Source organism: Bacterioplanes sanyensis, from assembly GCF_002237535.1.
Classification (GTDB): Bacteria; Pseudomonadota; Gammaproteobacteria; order Pseudomonadales; family Oceanobacteraceae; genus Bacterioplanes; species Bacterioplanes sanyensis_A.
In genome coordinates this window covers 789,332-804,836 of record NZ_CP022530.1, presented here as the reverse complement: position 1 = coordinate 804,836, position 15,505 = coordinate 789,332, and the positions used below count along the sequence as shown (strand labels likewise).

14 protein-coding genes are annotated in these 15,505 nt (G+C 51.8%); 3 read left to right on the top strand and 11 right to left on the bottom strand.

Features of this window, described 5'->3' with window-relative positions:
* Positions 1 to 2: 2 nt before the first annotated feature.
* The 5 genes from CHH28_RS03745 to hutC form a co-directional block, all read right to left on the bottom strand.
* Positions 3 to 590 carry a nucleotidyltransferase domain-containing protein gene (locus CHH28_RS03745; RefSeq protein WP_094059049.1) on the bottom strand — a complete coding sequence of 196 codons (588 nt, stop codon included), beginning with the start codon at positions 588 to 590 and terminating at the stop codon, positions 3 to 5.
* A 56-nt stretch (positions 591 to 646) separates the two neighbouring features.
* Positions 647 to 1,507, bottom strand: coding sequence for an alpha/beta hydrolase (locus CHH28_RS03740; RefSeq protein WP_094059048.1), 861 nt, complete (start codon positions 1,505 to 1,507; stop codon positions 647 to 649).
* Between the two features lie 118 nt (positions 1,508 to 1,625).
* Positions 1,626 to 3,152 (bottom strand): histidine ammonia-lyase, encoded by a 1,527-nt coding sequence (gene hutH / locus CHH28_RS03735; protein WP_094059047.1) that lies wholly within the window; start codon positions 3,150 to 3,152, stop codon positions 1,626 to 1,628.
* 5 nt (positions 3,153 to 3,157) lie between these two features.
* Positions 3,158 to 4,858: a urocanate hydratase gene (gene hutU, locus CHH28_RS03730; protein WP_094059046.1), complete on the bottom strand. Its 1,701-nt coding sequence runs from the start codon at positions 4,856 to 4,858 to the stop codon at positions 3,158 to 3,160.
* Between the two features lie 17 nt (positions 4,859 to 4,875).
* The gene (gene hutC / locus CHH28_RS03725) at positions 4,876 to 5,589 is read right to left on the bottom strand and encodes a histidine utilization repressor (protein WP_094059045.1); all 714 of its coding nucleotides are present in this window, start codon (positions 5,587 to 5,589) and stop codon (positions 4,876 to 4,878) included.
* Positions 5,590 to 5,679: 90 nt separating this feature from the next.
* Here hutC and hutI point away from each other — a divergent pair, with 90 nt between their 5' ends.
* Positions 5,680 to 6,966 (top strand): imidazolonepropionase, encoded by a 1,287-nt coding sequence (gene hutI, locus CHH28_RS03720; protein ID WP_094059044.1) that lies wholly within the window; start codon positions 5,680 to 5,682, stop codon positions 6,964 to 6,966.
* A complete protein-coding gene (hutG, locus tag CHH28_RS03715; RefSeq protein WP_094059043.1) occupies positions 6,963 to 7,943 on the top strand; it encodes a formimidoylglutamase in 981 nt (326 codons plus the stop codon). The genes hutI and hutG overlap by 4 nt, the downstream gene beginning before the upstream one ends.
* On the opposite strand, the gene CHH28_RS03710 is transcribed toward hutG, so the two are convergent.
* Together CHH28_RS03710 and CHH28_RS03705 are read right to left on the bottom strand one after the other, a co-directional pair.
* The gene (locus CHH28_RS03710) at positions 7,940 to 8,932 is read right to left on the bottom strand and encodes a hypothetical protein (protein WP_157729757.1); all 993 of its coding nucleotides are present in this window, start codon (positions 8,930 to 8,932) and stop codon (positions 7,940 to 7,942) included. The genes hutG and CHH28_RS03710 overlap by 4 nt on opposite strands.
* Before the next feature lie 118 nt (positions 8,933 to 9,050).
* Entirely contained in the window at positions 9,051 to 9,680 is a 630-nt protein-coding gene (locus tag CHH28_RS03705; RefSeq protein WP_094059041.1) for a class I SAM-dependent methyltransferase, read from the bottom strand.
* An 81-nt stretch (positions 9,681 to 9,761) separates the two neighbouring features.
* On the opposite strand from CHH28_RS03705, the gene CHH28_RS03700 reads away from it, so the two are divergent.
* A complete protein-coding gene (locus tag CHH28_RS03700; protein WP_199243997.1) occupies positions 9,762 to 10,670 on the top strand; it encodes a LysR family transcriptional regulator in 909 nt (302 codons plus the stop codon).
* A gap of 101 nt (positions 10,671 to 10,771) precedes the next feature.
* On the opposite strand, the gene CHH28_RS03695 is transcribed toward CHH28_RS03700, so the two are convergent.
* The 4 genes from CHH28_RS03695 to CHH28_RS03680 all read right to left on the bottom strand — a co-directional run bounded on the left by CHH28_RS03695 (position 10,772) and on the right by CHH28_RS03680 (position 15,505).
* The gene (locus CHH28_RS03695) at positions 10,772 to 11,443 is read right to left on the bottom strand and encodes an HAD family hydrolase (RefSeq protein ID WP_157729756.1); all 672 of its coding nucleotides are present in this window, start codon (positions 11,441 to 11,443) and stop codon (positions 10,772 to 10,774) included.
* A 98-nt stretch (positions 11,444 to 11,541) separates the two neighbouring features.
* Positions 11,542 to 11,883 carry a hypothetical protein gene (locus tag CHH28_RS03690; RefSeq protein WP_094059039.1) on the bottom strand — a complete coding sequence of 114 codons (342 nt, stop codon included), beginning with the start codon at positions 11,881 to 11,883 and terminating at the stop codon, positions 11,542 to 11,544.
* A gap of 312 nt (positions 11,884 to 12,195) precedes the next feature.
* Positions 12,196 to 13,446 (bottom strand): ABC transporter substrate-binding protein, encoded by a 1,251-nt coding sequence (locus CHH28_RS03685; RefSeq protein ID WP_094059038.1) that lies wholly within the window; start codon positions 13,444 to 13,446, stop codon positions 12,196 to 12,198.
* A gap of 151 nt (positions 13,447 to 13,597) precedes the next feature.
* Entirely contained in the window at positions 13,598 to 15,505 is a 1,908-nt protein-coding gene (locus CHH28_RS03680; protein WP_094059037.1) for an EAL domain-containing protein, read from the bottom strand.

Here is a 15,505-nt window from a genome sequence, read left to right as displayed (position 1 = left end):
TACTATAAGCCTTGAAGTCTTTGCATTACTTGCAAATACCGATCTGAGAATCGACTATCCAGCCTATCAAAATCTATACTGTCCAGAACCTCATTAAAGGCCATGACATCGCCAGGGTAGGGGGAATCTCCAAACACCTTGGCATAAAGTAGCTTGATTTTAAGCCGGCTGTCGGTGCTACGCAGATAGTGTTTGGCATTCATGATCCATAGCTTGGCTATATGCTCATTGTCGTCTTGATCCACTTCGTGGCGCAATACCGGGGCATAGTGATCGTCCTGCAAACACGCTATGTCTATCCACCAAAAGATTGGTGTATCTGCCAAAAAATGACTGATTAAGTGTTTATCCGGCAATAAGGCCAAGGACCAGCCGTATAATAGAACGTCGAACTGTTGTTGCAGAATCTGAGAGGCCAGTTCGACATTCTCTCTTGGGCTGCGTTTGCTGTTAGCCACCAGGATATCGATATCGGATAGTTCATCAATATGATTGCTTGCTACGCTGCCGTACAGTGCGACCGATTCGAATTCTTGCGATAATTGCAGGGTGTTAACGAGAGTTGATGCCAGTTCAAGCTGATTATTCATGATGCATCCTAGCGAGACCGTCTGGTTATTTATTCAGGAACCAAGATGAATTGGCTTCATGGTTCTGATTTACCAAACAGAACAGTGGCTGCTGTCGGCGTCAATGCAGCCGAGTCATGCCCGACACCATCCATTATATGAACGTTGATCTTGGCACGTATTCCGTGATCCAGTGCATTCCTGTTCATGGCTATGGCCCATGTTTGAGCAAAGTCGATACGATTTTTGCCAGTGTGCGACGGTCTTTTGGGCTGCTGACTGGTATCCTTTGAACCAATGACAACACTTAGAACTCGTGTGGCTTTGGCATAGTTGGCGAGATCTGGTTCATATCTAATTTGCTGGAAAACACCATCGGGCCAAGACACTTTTTTCTTACGATAGGCGGCGCCGTAGGGCCACTTTGATGCTTTAGTCGGGTATGAATAGCGGCCTGCTGCACTGATGACGCCGTTCACAATCCGATCAGGGTGGCGAGCAGAGTACCTGGAGACAAATTGCCCTCCTGCGGAGTGCCCATAAAGATAGAACTGGTTACTGTTGTTTAAGGTGTATTTAGAGTATTTATCGGCTAGTTGATTGACGAATTCATCTGCGGCTATGTATTTACCGAGTAGGTTTCGGTACCCACCGTAGCCCCCTTTCTGATTACCAAAGCGGTGGGTGTCGAAAACTGGAACGATAAGAATAGCGTTATATTTAGTTGCATAAGGTTTCCAGCGAACCAAAAATCGATGAGCGACTTGGTTTGCTGTTTCATTCTTACCAATGGTTCCATGAGCAACGATCAGCAGGTTGGAGTTATCCCCAGGTGGAATAAAAACATAGTGATCACCTTCCAGAGATGGGCTAAATTTTTCCAATGCAATGGCTGATGAAAAATATACTGTCATCAGAGCCATAAGGATGTAGTTCATAGTGGTGTGCTTTGTCAGGAAGGTGTGGGTTGACCTTGATTAAGCCAGGCATCATGGGTCTAAAGCAAGGATCAGTACTCCCACAGATTGTGGGAGTAGCGTATATGTAAGCGTCAGTTTAAAATCCCAACACCTCACTCTCCAGCACCTGCGCCAGTTTTTCCTGGCGGATGAGCTCGGCGGCTTTTTCGATATCGGGAGCAAAGTAGCGATCCTTATCGTAAAACGGCACCTTACTGCGCAAAATGCTCTTGGCTTGCTCCAGCGGTTTGCTGGTTTTTAGCGGTGAGCGAAAGTCGATGCCCTGGGAAGCGGCCAGCCATTCTACGGCTAAAATCCCTACCACATTTTCGAAGATATCTTTTAACCGCCGACCAGCAAAGGTTGCCATAGACACATGGTCTTCCTGGTTGGCCGATGTCGGTAGCGAGTCAATAGAGGCCGGGTGTGCTAGGGTTTTATTTTCGCTTGCCAAGGCTGCGCTGGTAACCTGAGCAATCATAAAGCCCGAGTTCACACCACCGTTGTCGACCAAAAAGGGCGGTAAGCCACTGAGATTGGAATCAATCAACAGTGCCATACGTCGCTCCGACAACGAGCCGATCTCGGCTAGGGCAATGGCCAACATATCAGCTGCCATGGCAACGGGCTCAGCATGGAAGTTGCCGCCGGATAAAATATCGCCTTGGTCGGTAAATACCAGTGGGTTATCCGAAACGCCATTGGCTTCGGTAACCAGCACTTCTGATGCAAACCGAATTTGCTGCAAACACGCTCCCATCACCTGCGGCTGGCAACGCAGTGAATAAGGGTCTTGCACTTTATCGCAGCCGCTGTGGCTAGCGCCAATTTCCGATTCTTGCAGTAGGTGTCGATAGGCACTGGCCATATCGCTTTGGGTTTGATGGCCACGAATGGTATGAATACGTGCATCAAAGGGCACACGTGAGCCCATGGCGGCATCGACTGCTAATGCCCCCACCACAGTGGCGGCTTTTAAGGCGTTTTCACAGTGAAATAGCCCCTGCAAAGCAAAGGCGGTACTGGCTTGGGTGCCGTTTAATAACGCCAGGCCTTCTTTCGGAGCCAGCTGGATGGGTTCCATGCCGGCAATTTCCAGCGCTTGGCGAGCATTAATGCGCTCACCTTGGTAAATGGCTTCGCCTTCACCCAATAACACTGCACTCATATGGGCCAGTGGTGCCAGGTCGCCGCTGGCACCGACTGATCCTTTTTGTGGAATGGCTGGGTACACTTCACGATTCACCAGCTGCATTAATGCCTCAATCACACGCAGGCGAATGCCAGAAAACCCGCGTGCCAGCGAATTAATTTTCAGCACCATTAATAAGCGCACGGTGCTTTCTTGCATAAATTCACCCATGCCGGCGGCATGGGATAAAACAATACTGCGCTGCAGAGTTTCTAATTCTTCGGGTTTAATCTTGGTATTAGCAAGCAAACCAAAGCCGGTATTAATACCATACACAGTGCGCTGCTCGGCGATAACGTCGGCAACGGCATTGGCGGCTTTTTCAATGCCGGCATGGCAAGCGGCATCCAGGCTTAACTTAACGGGGCGGCGGTTAACTTCACGCAGCTGATCCAGGGTTAACGTGCCTGGGGTGATGGTTAATTCATACATGCAAATTACTCCGGCTGCTGGCCTGTTGTATTTGGATTTAGCATTGGCAGGTCCAGCCCTTGCTGTTGCGCGCAGTCAATGGCGATGTCGTAACCAGCATCGGCATGGCGCATCACACCGGTAGCCGGATCATTCCACAATACTCGGCCAATGCGTTTAGCAGCATCGTCGCTGCCGTCACATACAATGACCACCCCAGAGTGCTGGCTAAAGCCCATGCCAACGCCACCACCGTGGTGCAAGCTAACCCAAGTGGCGCCACCGGCGGTATTGAGTAAGGCATTTAATAACGGCCAATCGGAAACGGCATCCGAGCCATCTTGCATGCCTTCAGTTTCACGATTAGGCGATGCCACCGAGCCGCTATCTAGGTGATCCCGGCCAATCACGACAGGCGCTTTTAATTCACCGCTTTTCACCATGTCGTTGAAGGCCAGTGCCAAGCGCGCGCGATCTTTTAAACCGACCCAGCAAATACGAGCCGGCAGCCCCTGGAACTGAATGCGTTCACGGGCCATATCCAGCCAGTTGTGCAAATGTGGATCGTCTGGAATCAGTTCTTTGACTTTGGCATCGGTTTTATAAATATCTTCTGGGTCACCGCTCAAGGCAGCCCAGCGGAAGGGGCCAATGCCCTGGCAGAATAAGGGGCGAATATAGGCAGGTACAAACCCGGGGAAATCAAAGGCATTTTTTACGCCTTCTTCTAAGGCCATTTGGCGAATATTATTGCCGTAATCCAAGGTGGCAGCGCCGGCTTGTTGTAAATCCAGCATTGCCTGTACTTGCACCGCCATAGACTTTTTCGCCGCTTTGACCACCAAGGCTTCGTCTTCTTTACGTGTTGCGGCGGCTTGTTCTAGCGTCCAACCTTGGGGTAAATAACCATTGAGTGGATCGTGGGCACTGGTTTGGTCGGTGACCACATCTGGCGTGATGCCACGCTTTACCAGCTCAGGGAAAATATCGGCAGCATTGCCTAATAAGCCCACGGAAATAGCCTGGCCGTCGGCTTTGGCCTGCTCCAGCATGGCGAGTGCGTCATCCAGGCTGCTGGCTTTTTTATCTAGGTAGCGAGTTTTTAAACGAAAATCGATACGGCTTTCATCGACTTCCACTGCCAGCATGGAAAAGCCCGCCATGGTCGCAGCCAATGGCTGAGCACCACCCATACCGCCTAGGCCACCGGTTAAAATCCACTTGCCGCTGGCATCGCCGCTAAAGTGCTTTTTCGCCACGCTGACAAAGGTTTCGTAGGTGCCTTGCACAATGCCTTGGGAGCCGATGTAAATCCAAGAGCCGGCGGTCATTTGGCCGTACATCATCAGGCCTTTTTTATCCAGCTCGTTAAAGTGCTCCCAATTAGCCCAGTGAGGCACCAGGTTGGAGTTGGCAATGAGTACCCGCGGAGCATTTTCGTGGGTTTCAAATACGCCTACGGGCTTGCCGCTTTGCACCAATAAAGTTTGGTTGTCTTCCAGTCGGGTCAGCACTTCAACTATTTTGTCGTAACACTGCCAATCACGTGCCGCTCGGCCAATGCCGCCATACACCACTAGATTTTGTGGGTGCTCGGCGACTTCTGGGTCGAGGTTGTTCATTAACATGCGCAAGGGGGCTTCGGTCAGCCAGGACTTGGCTGTTAACTGGCTTCCTGTAGGCGCTTTAATCACGCGGCTGGCATCGTGGCGTGGGGCGTTGGTCATGGTGCTGCTCCTGATTTTTATACGTGGCTGCTGACATGAATATGGCCACCCAGACGATAGCGATCACCTGGATGGATTAAGCTGGCAAAGCTCACAATGCCGGCCTTGGAAAATGTACGACGGGTAATGTTTAAGCAGGGCTGGCTCTCGGCAATGGCCAGCTGCTTGGCTATGTCTGGTGTTGGTAACAGTGCCTCAACGATATGATCGGCTTCGGTAAGTGGTGCTACTTGGGATAAATATTCGTTGGGGGTAATGCAGCTGAAGTCTTGCTGTACATACTCAGGTGCGAGTTGCGGATTAACGTAGCGATCTTCGTATTGAATGGCGCGGCCATTTTCAAAAAACACCAATACTGAATGAAATACCCTGGCAGGGTGTTGCAAGCCAAGCCAATAGGCCTGCTGTTCGTTGGCTTCAACCTGCTCTAAGGTCACCACTTCAATTTGGCATTGATGGCCGCGCTCACGAATCTCATCGGCTATGTTGCGAATCTGCAGCATCGAACTCATGGGGCGACTGTCGGCCACAAAAGTGCCCAAGCCTTGGCTGCGCAATAGAAATCCGGCTTCCGACAGCTCATCCAGTGCCCGTCTGGCAGTCATACGGCTCACGCCAAACTGCTCGGCCAGTTGGTTTTCGGAAGCGACCTTACAGCCAGGCTGTAATTCACCATACTCTATTTGCTGTAGCAAGTGCGATTTGATCTGCGCGTATCTGGGTTGGGCCATAGTTATCCCCTAACGATTACCTTCATGCTACTTGTCTACTCTTGTATATACAAGTAGCATGAAGGGTCTAATAGAGCTGGCCGTAATGCTATGAAAATCGATTATTTGATTGATAACGTTAATCTAGTGACCTTCGCACAAGCGGATAAGCAAGGTAGCTTGCTGGGTGTTGGCGAGGACGATTACGGCAGCTGTACCCAGGCAGTGGTGGCCATTGCTGACGATAAAATAGTGTTTGCCGGTCAGCTGCCGGGCAGCACCGAAGACTGGCTTAGTAGCCAGGGCTATGACGTCAAACAGCGGCTCGATGCCGGCGGCCAATGGCTGACGCCAGGTCTGGTCGATTGCCATACCCACCTGGTGTTTGGCGGTAATCGAGCGCAGGAATTTGAGTGGCGTTTGCGCGGTGAAAGCTATGAAGACATAGCTCGCAAAGGCGGTGGCATTGTTTCCAGTGTCAGCCATACCCGAGAGCTGAGCGAAGAGGCGCTGCTAAAACAGTCTGAGCCGCGTTTACTGCGTTTGTTAGAAGAAGGCGTCACTACGGTAGAAATTAAATCCGGTTATGGCCTGGATACCGAAACCGAATTAAAAATGCTACGGGTGGCGCGTGAATTGGGTCGACGCCATGCCGTGACTGTAAAAACCACCTTTTTAGGTGCCCATGCCGTGCCACCTGAGTTTAAACAGCGCAGCCATGGCCAGCAGTGTTATATCGATTATGTCTGCCAGGATATGCTGCCAGAAGTAGCGCGGCAGGAGCTGGCCGATGCCGTTGATGTGTTTTGCGAAGGCATTGGTTTTACCCCACAGCAATGTGAGCAGGTATTTCAAACGGCGGCCAAATTAGGTTTGCCGATCAAAGGCCATGTTGAACAGCTGAGCGATTTAAAGGGCGCCGTGCTGGCCGCCCAGTACCATGCGCTATCGGTCGATCATATCGAATATCTGGCCGAGGCCGATGTGGAAAAACTGCAAGGCACAGTCGCGGTATTATTACCGGCAGCGTTTTATTGCCTGAATGAAAAACAACGACCGCCCATCGCTGCCCTCAGGCAACATAATATTCCCATGGCCGTGGCCACCGATTTAAACCCAGGCACCGCACCCCTGGCGTCGTTATTAACGGCGATGAATCAGGTCTGCATTTTATTTGGATTAACCCCCGCCGAGGCGTTAAAAGGCGCGACGTTGAATGGTGCCAAAGCGCTGGGGTTAAAGGATGTCGGTGGTATTCAAGCGGGTATGGCGGCCGATTTGGCGTTATGGGATATTCAGCACCCGGCGGAGCTGGCCTACGGCGTTAATTTTTATCGCCCAACTCAGGTATGGCATCAGGGGCGGTTACGCAACAGCAATATGCAGGAGGCAATATGAGTCAGGAATTTGATCAGTGCTGGCAGGGGCGCATCGACGCCGAAGATGGCGATCAGGGGTTGCGCTGTCATCAAGTGGTACGCCCCTTCGATGCCAGCAGTCAGCCAGGTGTGACCCTCGTTGGCTTAGCCTCGGATCTAGGCGTGCAATATAACCAGGGCCGACCTGGAGCAAAACAAGGCCCAATGGCGATTCGCAAAGCCATGGCGAGCATGGCCTGGCACAGCGATAAACCCTTGCACGATACTGGCGATATTGTGGTGGCGGCAGAATCAAACGTGGATGCCTTGGCTCAGGGCCAGCAGCAATACGCGCAGCAAGTGGCTCAAGCGCTGACTCAGCAGCAGTTTGTTATTGGCTTAGGCGGTGGTCACGAAATTGGCTGGGCCAGTTACCAGGGCTGTCGGCAATATCTGGATGACCAACACCAGACGTCGGCCAAGGTCGGTATTTTAAACTTTGACGCCCATTTTGATTTACGCAAACCGGCACCCGGTGCCCATTGGGCCGGGAGTTCTGGCACGCCGTTTTATCAGGTCAGCCAAGATTGTGCTCAGCGTGGCCTGGCATTTAAATACGCTTGTTTAGGCATCAGTGAAGCGGCCAACACCCAAGCGCTGTTTAACTTTGCGCAGCAAAAAAACGTATCTTATGTGTTAGATGTGGATTGCAGCCCGGAAGCAAACCAGGCATTAATCAATGATTTTATTGCTGATATAGACTACCTCTACGTCACCATTTGCCTGGATGTATTGCCGGCCGCCACAGCCCCGGGGGTGAGCGCACCATCGGCTCTGGGCCTGCCTTTGATACAGATGCTGGCAGCATTAAAAGGTATTCAACAGCAATGTCAGCAGCATAACGTACGCTGGCTGATGGCCGATATCGCCGAGCTAAATCCAGATTTTGATATTGACCAACGCACCGCAAAGGTCGCGGCGCGGTTGGTGTATGAGTTGATGAAACTGCAAAATTAAGCGTTGTGATCGCAAGCGCTGCTTTTTTTCTCTGCGTGGCGCTTAACAAAAAACTCACCTCGCTCTCGTACCGTTGGGGAGTCGTCGCGTGCGAACTCATGTGCCAAAGCCAAGTAATCCGGATTGTTATAGTCTCGGCTAGCAATTATCTTTTCAGCTGCGATCCGACGCACGAAAGATGATCGATCGAGCGCTGCTTCTTTGATTAACACTTCCCACGGAATGTTAACCGATACATGACGGTCGCCTAAAATAGTTCGACACCTAGTTAGACTGTAACGCTTGTCTACCATCTCTTGCTTGCGCTCTTCTACCCAGCTGGTTTTGGACTCCAACAAAACTCGATAGGCTTTAGCTCGCAGCGTAGGTTGAAGGGATTCTGTTGCAATCTGATGTAGATAAGCATCTAAAATGTCAACACGGCTCACTTGCGTGAGAATCGTGCTGGTGGGCCCCGTCTTTGATTGAATTAATTGGCCAACAAACTTCTCTTCGACACCCTTGATTGCTAGGATCTTTAACAGCATTATGCGGCCATAGTGTCCAATACGCTGCCAACTAGACCAGGTTGATAGTGCTGCCATGAGTGCTTCAGCAACATCTGTTGGGTCGGATAGAAGTGCAATATCCATGACAGTATCGTAGGCGGCCGCTCTTACTTGCGGAACCCAGTCATTGAACCTTCTCAAAGCAAAGTACATTAGCAGCTTGCTCGGAATGGGGCCAGATAACAACCTTAATGCTTTCTCACGCCGATAGCCGTCGCTGCTGATAATATCCAGCCAGGTTATGGGAAAGTCCTTACCATCGGCATGCGCTATTCTAACCGAGCGAACTTCATCCGAATCGTACTGATAGCGGATTTCTTGCTCCAGCTTAGCCATATTTTTTAGCGGTAGTTGTGCAGCTGCAGCGGCTATCTCTCTAGGGTTATTGCGCATGCATGCTAAGGCCAGCTCACGAACTAATAAGCGAAAATTGGTATCCACTACTGTCAAATTCTCTGACGACTTGTTCGCCATGAATACTAAAGAGTTTATGCTTGTCGAACTAGGCCTTATTTGATGCCACCAACTCGATCCTTAAAGTATCTGCTAGCAGATCACCTCAACTATCGAGTTTTCGCGCCACCAAAAACACACAGTTGGCCTGACCGTGGCTCCACTGCTGTTGAATATCAAAACCGGCGTCGCTGACTTCCGCCAAAAAGTCTTTCTGCTTGCTAAAGCTTACTGCCGGGGCTTTATTCAGCCACTGCATGATTTTAATCACCGGGCGCAAATACCACATGCGGTCAGCCAGACACGCCGTGCTGGAAATAAATAAACCACCGGGTTTTAGCAAGCGCTGAATATTTTGCAACGCTGCAGCGCGATCCGGTACCAGGTGCAATAAATTCAGTGCCAAAATCATATCGAAGCTGTTCTCAGGGGCATCAAAGCTGTCGATACTGGCCGCTTGGAAATCAATATTATTAACGCCTTGCTGTTTGGCTTTATCGCGGGCGATGGCGATCATCGCCGGTGATATATCGCTGGCGGTAATATGAGCCACGTGGGCGGCGTGCTCCAGCGCCGTTGAGCCGGTGCCACAGCCCAACTCCAATACCTGCATATCGGGCTGCATCAGCGCCTGGGTGGCGGCCAGTTTGCGGGCGTAGGTATCTGGGTCGGCAATGGCTTGCTGGCTGTAGCGTTGGGCGGTTTTATCCCAAAAGTCGGTCGATGTGATGGCCATGTAGGCGTCCTCGTGTAGCTGTTGGTGATTATTTGACCATACGCAGATGAAGGATAGAATACGGATATCTGCAGGTTAGGTATGCATAAATCAGTGAACTGGGATGGCGTTGGCTTTGATTGGAACCAGGTACGTGCCTTTGTTGTGGCGGCCGAAGAAGGCTCGTTATCGGCTGCGGCACGGGCACTGCAGCAAACCCAGCCGACCTTAAGCCGCCAGGTTACGGCGCTGGAGCAGGCACTGGGCGTGACCTTGTTTGAACGCGGCCATCGCCAGTTACAGCTCACCAGCGCTGGCGTTGAGTTGCTGCAGCATGCCCGCTCCATGGCCGAGCAGGCCAATCGCATGGCACTGGCAGCCTCTGGGCAATCCCAGGCGATAGAGGGGCGAGTCTGCATTACCGCCACCGAGCTGTTGGCCACTTACCACCTGCCGAAAATATTGTCTCGTCTGCGTGAACAAGCACCTGGCATTCAAGTGGACGTAGTGGCGTCCGATCAACTCAGAGATTTATTGCGCCGTGAGGCCGATATTGCCATTCGCCATGCTGAACCACAGCAACCTGAAGTCATTGCCAGACGATTGGGCAATCTAAAGGGGCGTATTTACGCCGACTACAGTGTCATTGCAGCGCAAGGTATGCCGCAGAGTTTTGACGACTTGGCTGGCCAGTTATTTATTGGCGTCGATGACAGTGCGGCCATGTTGGAATACTTAGCGCAGCAGGGTTTGTCGTTAAAGGCCGAGCAGTTTCGTATACAAACCGGCAGCGGAAATTGCATGTTACAGCTCATTCGTGAAGGCTTAGGATTTGGTTTTTTGCCACATGATATTGGCGAATTATTTGACGACTTAGTGGCAGTGTTGCCGCAGCAATTTAATCCAGACATTCCTATTTGGTTGGCTACCCACCGTGAGCTGCGCACCAGTCAGCGTATTCGTCTGGTCTACGATCTGCTGGCGAGCGAATTGACTCAACTAGTTGCCTGAGTGAGCCCCTTAATTGAGCTGCTTCATACAGAGGCAGACAACCAAACCATCACTTTGAAATCGTGTTGGTAACAGCACGGCCAATTCTCCTATTGTTGGTGTTACGCTTGCTCTGCAAAGATGGCCAGAATATCTTGTTCTAGTGTATCCACATGAACTTTATATCGGGCGTTGCTGGGGTCGTTACCATCGCCAAGATAGACACGTGCGCAGTCCATGCCAATGGCATGAGCACCACCAACATCGGCAATTTCAGAGTCGCCGACCATTAGCGTCTCCGCAGCGGAGCTGCCGAGCTGTTGTAGCGCGGCTTCAAAAGCCAGGCCATACGGTTTGCGATAACCAATTGCGCATGACCAAGTAATGGCATCGAAATACGGCGCTAGGCCTCTGTGCTCGAAGTCCTGCTGAAACACATCGGCAGGCCCAGTGGCGTTGGACAATAAACCCAGTTTAATGCCTCGTTGTTTTAGTGTTTGCAGTAGTGATTCCACGCCGTCAAAAGTGGGGCTGGCTTGGCAGAAAGCGCGCAAGTGTTCACGGCCCAAGGATTCATTGAAATCAACACCAGCCTGCTCAAAGCAGCGTTGCCAAAGCGCACACCAGTCTGGTTGTTGTTGCTGATCCGGCCGATACAGCGCCAAAATCTCCTGCTCGATCTGTTGGCCAATCGACATCGCTTGTGGGTGTTGCAACACGTCGGTTAAGGCCGTGGCTAAAGAAGCGGAGGCTGCCAGAGTGTTACCAAAATCAAAAATAATTGCCTTATACACGGTGAAAGAATCCTTACCGAGATTGCTATGTTTCAATGGCTGCGTTTGAGGAGCATGCGTTCTATCGTCAACTATTAGCGAGTTAAGTGCTCAGCACTTTAAATACTATAACCATCGGTGAACATAATGTGCAGCGGGTACAAGGCATACCACATGGATGCCAGCGATAGCAATGCACACAGCGTTGTCAGACGCAGCAAATAGGGTGTTTTAACTGGCAATACGGCCAGCAGCCAACAGACGAGCATCATTGCGGTGACGAAATACCAGTTACTACCAAAATGAAACGCCCACTCACTCCATGCGGGTGCGCCATTTTTATAGATATGATGGAACATAAATTCAAAGTCGTTCAACGCATCTGGGATTTGCCATAGGTACGTGGTCCAACCTTGTGCAGCAATGCAAAATAAGCAAAATACAGCGGCGAATATTCTCATAACGACTTCCTTATAATGGCCTGGGTATCATCCTTGTTTTTTACCGGTTGCGCCAGATGCATTACTGAGCGTCAGCACAGTGACGCGTCATTGACTTTAAAGGAGCGAGAGGAAGCCTGTGTATTCGAGGTTGATGTACTCGTGGACTTTGGGAAAAAACGGGTGGGGCAACCGTAGCGCGGTGATAAAAGAGGTATAAGAGGTATAAGAGGTATAAGAGGTATAAGAGGTATAAGAGGTATAAGAGGGATAAGAGGGATAAGAGGGATAAGGTCAATGAGAACACGAGGGGCGTTGCCCCTCGATGGGTGTTTAGCGCAATTGCAACGACATACCGGCCGTTCGGCGCACGGCTTGCCACTCTTCCTCGGTGCGAGCCGCCTGCTCTGCAGGAAGCTTCATCAGTACGTCAAAAAAGTCTTCTCGAAGTGGGCTTTGCAATACATGCTCGCGAGTATGCGCTCGGACGACATAAACACTTTGAATATTCTGATGATCAAAGCTGCGCCAGTATTGCTCGTCTTTTAACCCGATATAGCGATGCCCTTCCAATGCTTTAATCAGTGCTTCTGTTTTAATACTTCCGGCACGCTCGGCGGCCTGTTTGAACTGATAGACAATGCTGTAGGCCGAAGCGGCGGAGCTAGATGGATAAGTATTGAAGCGTTTCACAAAGGCATTCACGAACGCCTGGCCTTGCTGATAACCGTATTTGCCTGGCACTTGCCAGCTCCAGGGCACAGCGCCAATCACGCCTTGCATAATGCTGGCACCGGCGCGTCGGGCCATGCCATGAGTCAGGTTGGGTACCACGATGGTCATCGAGTCTTTAAGCCCCATGCGTTCAATTTCATTGAGTGCCTTGACCATATCGTCACCAAATTGCACCAGCATCAATACTTCGGCGCCGGAGTCTTTGGCTTGCTGCAACGCTTGCTGAAAATGACTGGCACGTGGCCGCGGATATTGAGTACGCACGCCGGGGTGCTGTGTGGTGTCGTCGGTGCCGGTAAAGTTACGCAGCGAGGCTTCGGTGGAGTGGCCCCAATTGTAGTCGGCGGTGAGGTAAAACAGCCGTTTACCGTGCAGCTCGTGCTTTAAATACTGCGCCAACGCTTTGGCCGCCATCCAGGCGTTGTAGCTTTCGCGAAACATATGTCGGTGGCCATTGATGCCGGTGGTGCCATTGGCATAAGTCAGGGTGCCAAAGTAAATACGATCATGTTGAGCGGCTTGTTTGCCTGCGGCGATCGCCACGGCGCTGGAGGCACCGCCAAACAGCATGGCCGCCCCTTGCTCTACTAATTGGTCGACATTAGCGACGGCTTTATCAGGTTTGGAGGCCGTATTAGCGGTGAGCAGTTCGAGAGTTTGGCCGTTTAAACCGCCGTTGGCATTAATTTCTTCAATGGCTAATAAGGCGCCTCGTGCCTGTGCCAATCCTTGTTCTTTGTAGCGTCCGGTACTGGGATAATTGAGCCCCAATTTGATGGTCTCGGCGGCGTTTACACTAACGGCGCATAACAGCGCCATAAACGCCAACCAGGGTTGCCATTGCCGCATAACATCTCCTTTTTTTTTATCGGTCCGCTTATTATTTTTGTGCTGCGGAGGAGCGGCGGTTCGCCGCCAGGCAGGGGTGCCTGTTAGCGTTATCATGGCGGAATTGCCAGGGTTCGGCGTTAGTGCTTTGGTCGCAGTCCATTTGCGCGCTTTATTGCGAAAGGGCGTCGGCCAACCACAGGGTCAGAGGTTGAGGGCGACTGATGGCGTAACCCTGAAAGAAGTTAACGCCCAGTTCGCCCAGCAATGGGATGCTGCTTTCATCTTCGACAAACTCAGCCACGACGGTCAGCTTTTGTTGCTGCGCGACTTGGCAGATGCTGCGTACGATGGCTTGGTCAGCAACGCTGTCGTTGACGTCACGAATAAACTGACCGTCGATTTTAATGCAGTCAAAGTCAAACTGTTTGAGATAGGCATAGCTGGCCAAGCCGGTACCAAAATCATCCAGCGCAACGCTGCAGCCCAAGCGCCGCAGCCCTTTGACCAGACCGGTGGCGGCTTCGAGGTCGGTGATGTTTTCGGTCTCGGTGATTTCAAAACGCAGCTGTGTGGCGGCAAGCAAGCTTTGCTCGATACGCAGGCGAATAAAGCTCAATGTATCCGGCGTTGAGACGCTGGCGCCGGATAAGTTAATGGAGCAGCAGGCAACCTCTTGCGGCTGCAATTGTTGCAGCGTATGGCTAATGACCCAGCGGTCGATATCGACCATCAACCCGGTTTGCTCCGCCACCGGCAAAAACACACCTGGGCTGACGATGTTATTTTGCTCGTCTGCCATGCGCAGCAGCACTTCGAAGTAGCGCCCTGGGCGCTGTGGCTGCAATGCTTGGATCGGCTGGGCATACAGTAAAAACCTGTCTTCTCGCAGCGCTTGGCGCAGCTGATGAAACACCCGAGCGTTATTGTGCTGCAGCTCGATCAATTCTGTCGTGTTGTCCAGCTGGTACCAGCGGCGCGGTTGCTGGCTGGCTTGGTAGGCCACTTGCGCAGCGGCTTGTTGATACAAGCTGGCATTGGCCAGCTGGCCGTCGATGCGCACTAAGCCGAGTGCCAAACGCAAGCGCACTGGCTGGCCACCAACACTAAAAGCTTGTTGCTCCAGTCGCTGGTGCAACTGCCGCAGCTGTACGTAGAGCTCGTCGGCTTGCTGCGGTACGGCGATCAGCAGAGCGGCCAAATCGCCTTCACTGAGACGAAAATACTGGCTGCCGTCGGGCAGCTGTTGATTGAGTCCGGCGGAAAGTTCACGTTCTAACTTGTGCATGGCTTCCAAGCCAAACAGGTCGGTCAGTGAGCCAAAATCCATCATGCGCAAATACGCCAGATACCCATGGCGCTTCTTTTTCAGCAGCCGCTCCAGCTGATGGCGCAACGCACGATCATTGCCAAGGCCGGTCAGACTATCGGTAACGGCTTGGCGGCGAAAGTGCTTTAGCAGCCGATTGCGTTCCTGTGCCATCACATTGACCAGCTGCGCCGCCAGCGTAACGACGATCGCCAGGGCGATGGTGTCGAGCAAGTCTTGCACGGTATTGATGGGATTGAGGCCAGCCCAGCCATACAGTACGCAAACGATCAGGCCAATCATTAGCAGCGCAATCATGCAGACGCTGCTGCTCACGGTGGCGCGTAAAAAAAACCAAAACAGCAGCGGAAAATACACCAGCAAGGCGATGCTGGCGTAAGCGGCACTTTGCAGCAGGTCAAAGGCGAGGGTGGCGCTGGTCAGCAGCACCAGCAGTGCCAGCCAGACGCGCATGGCCAGAGGTTCAAAGTCTTCCACTAGTTGCTGCTTCAGGGTTGCCGGCGACGCCAACAGTGGCCACAACAGCGGCAAAAATAGCAGCATGCCCAAGGCTTCAAACGCCCAGTAGCCAAGCCACATGTTGATAAACAAATACTGGCGATAGTATTCCTCGCCAACCACTAGGCTGAGTGAGCCGCCCAGCGCAATCAGGCCACTGCTGAGTACCACGGCAATGCCATAAAACGCCGACAGCTGCTGCACAGAGCTAACGCCCTGCACCGGAATCTGTGTCAGTCGCTGCAGTGCCAT

What these genes read in the sequence shown, in the direction of transcription:
- CHH28_RS03745 (WP_094059049.1), bottom strand. Translation starts at nt 590, where the DNA reads ATGAATAATCAGCTTGAACTGGCATCAACTCTCGTTAACACCCTGCAA.
- CHH28_RS03740 (WP_094059048.1), bottom strand. Translation starts at nt 1,507, where the DNA reads ATGAACTACATCCTTATGGCTCTGATGACAGTATATTTTTCATCAGCC.
- hutH (WP_094059047.1), bottom strand. Translation starts at nt 3,152, where the DNA reads ATGTATGAATTAACCATCACCCCAGGCACGTTAACCCTGGATCAGCTG.
- hutU (WP_094059046.1), bottom strand. Translation starts at nt 4,858, where the DNA reads ATGACCAACGCCCCACGCCACGATGCCAGCCGCGTGATTAAAGCGCCT.
- hutC (WP_094059045.1), bottom strand. Translation starts at nt 5,589, where the DNA reads ATGGCCCAACCCAGATACGCGCAGATCAAATCGCACTTGCTACAGCAA.
- hutI (WP_094059044.1), top strand. Translation starts at nt 5,680, where the DNA reads ATGAAAATCGATTATTTGATTGATAACGTTAATCTAGTGACCTTCGCA.
- hutG (WP_094059043.1), top strand. Translation starts at nt 6,963, where the DNA reads ATGAGTCAGGAATTTGATCAGTGCTGGCAGGGGCGCATCGACGCCGAA.
- CHH28_RS03705 (WP_094059041.1), bottom strand. Translation starts at nt 9,680, where the DNA reads ATGGCCATCACATCGACCGACTTTTGGGATAAAACCGCCCAACGCTAC.
- CHH28_RS03700 (WP_199243997.1), top strand. Translation starts at nt 9,762, where the DNA reads ATGCATAAATCAGTGAACTGGGATGGCGTTGGCTTTGATTGGAACCAG.
- CHH28_RS03690 (WP_094059039.1), bottom strand. Translation starts at nt 11,883, where the DNA reads ATGAGAATATTCGCCGCTGTATTTTGCTTATTTTGCATTGCTGCACAA.
- CHH28_RS03685 (WP_094059038.1), bottom strand. Translation starts at nt 13,446, where the DNA reads ATGCGGCAATGGCAACCCTGGTTGGCGTTTATGGCGCTGTTATGCGCC.
- CHH28_RS03680 (WP_094059037.1), bottom strand. Translation starts at nt 15,505, where the DNA reads ATGGCACTGCAGCGACTGACACAGATTCCGGTGCAGGGCGTTAGCTCT.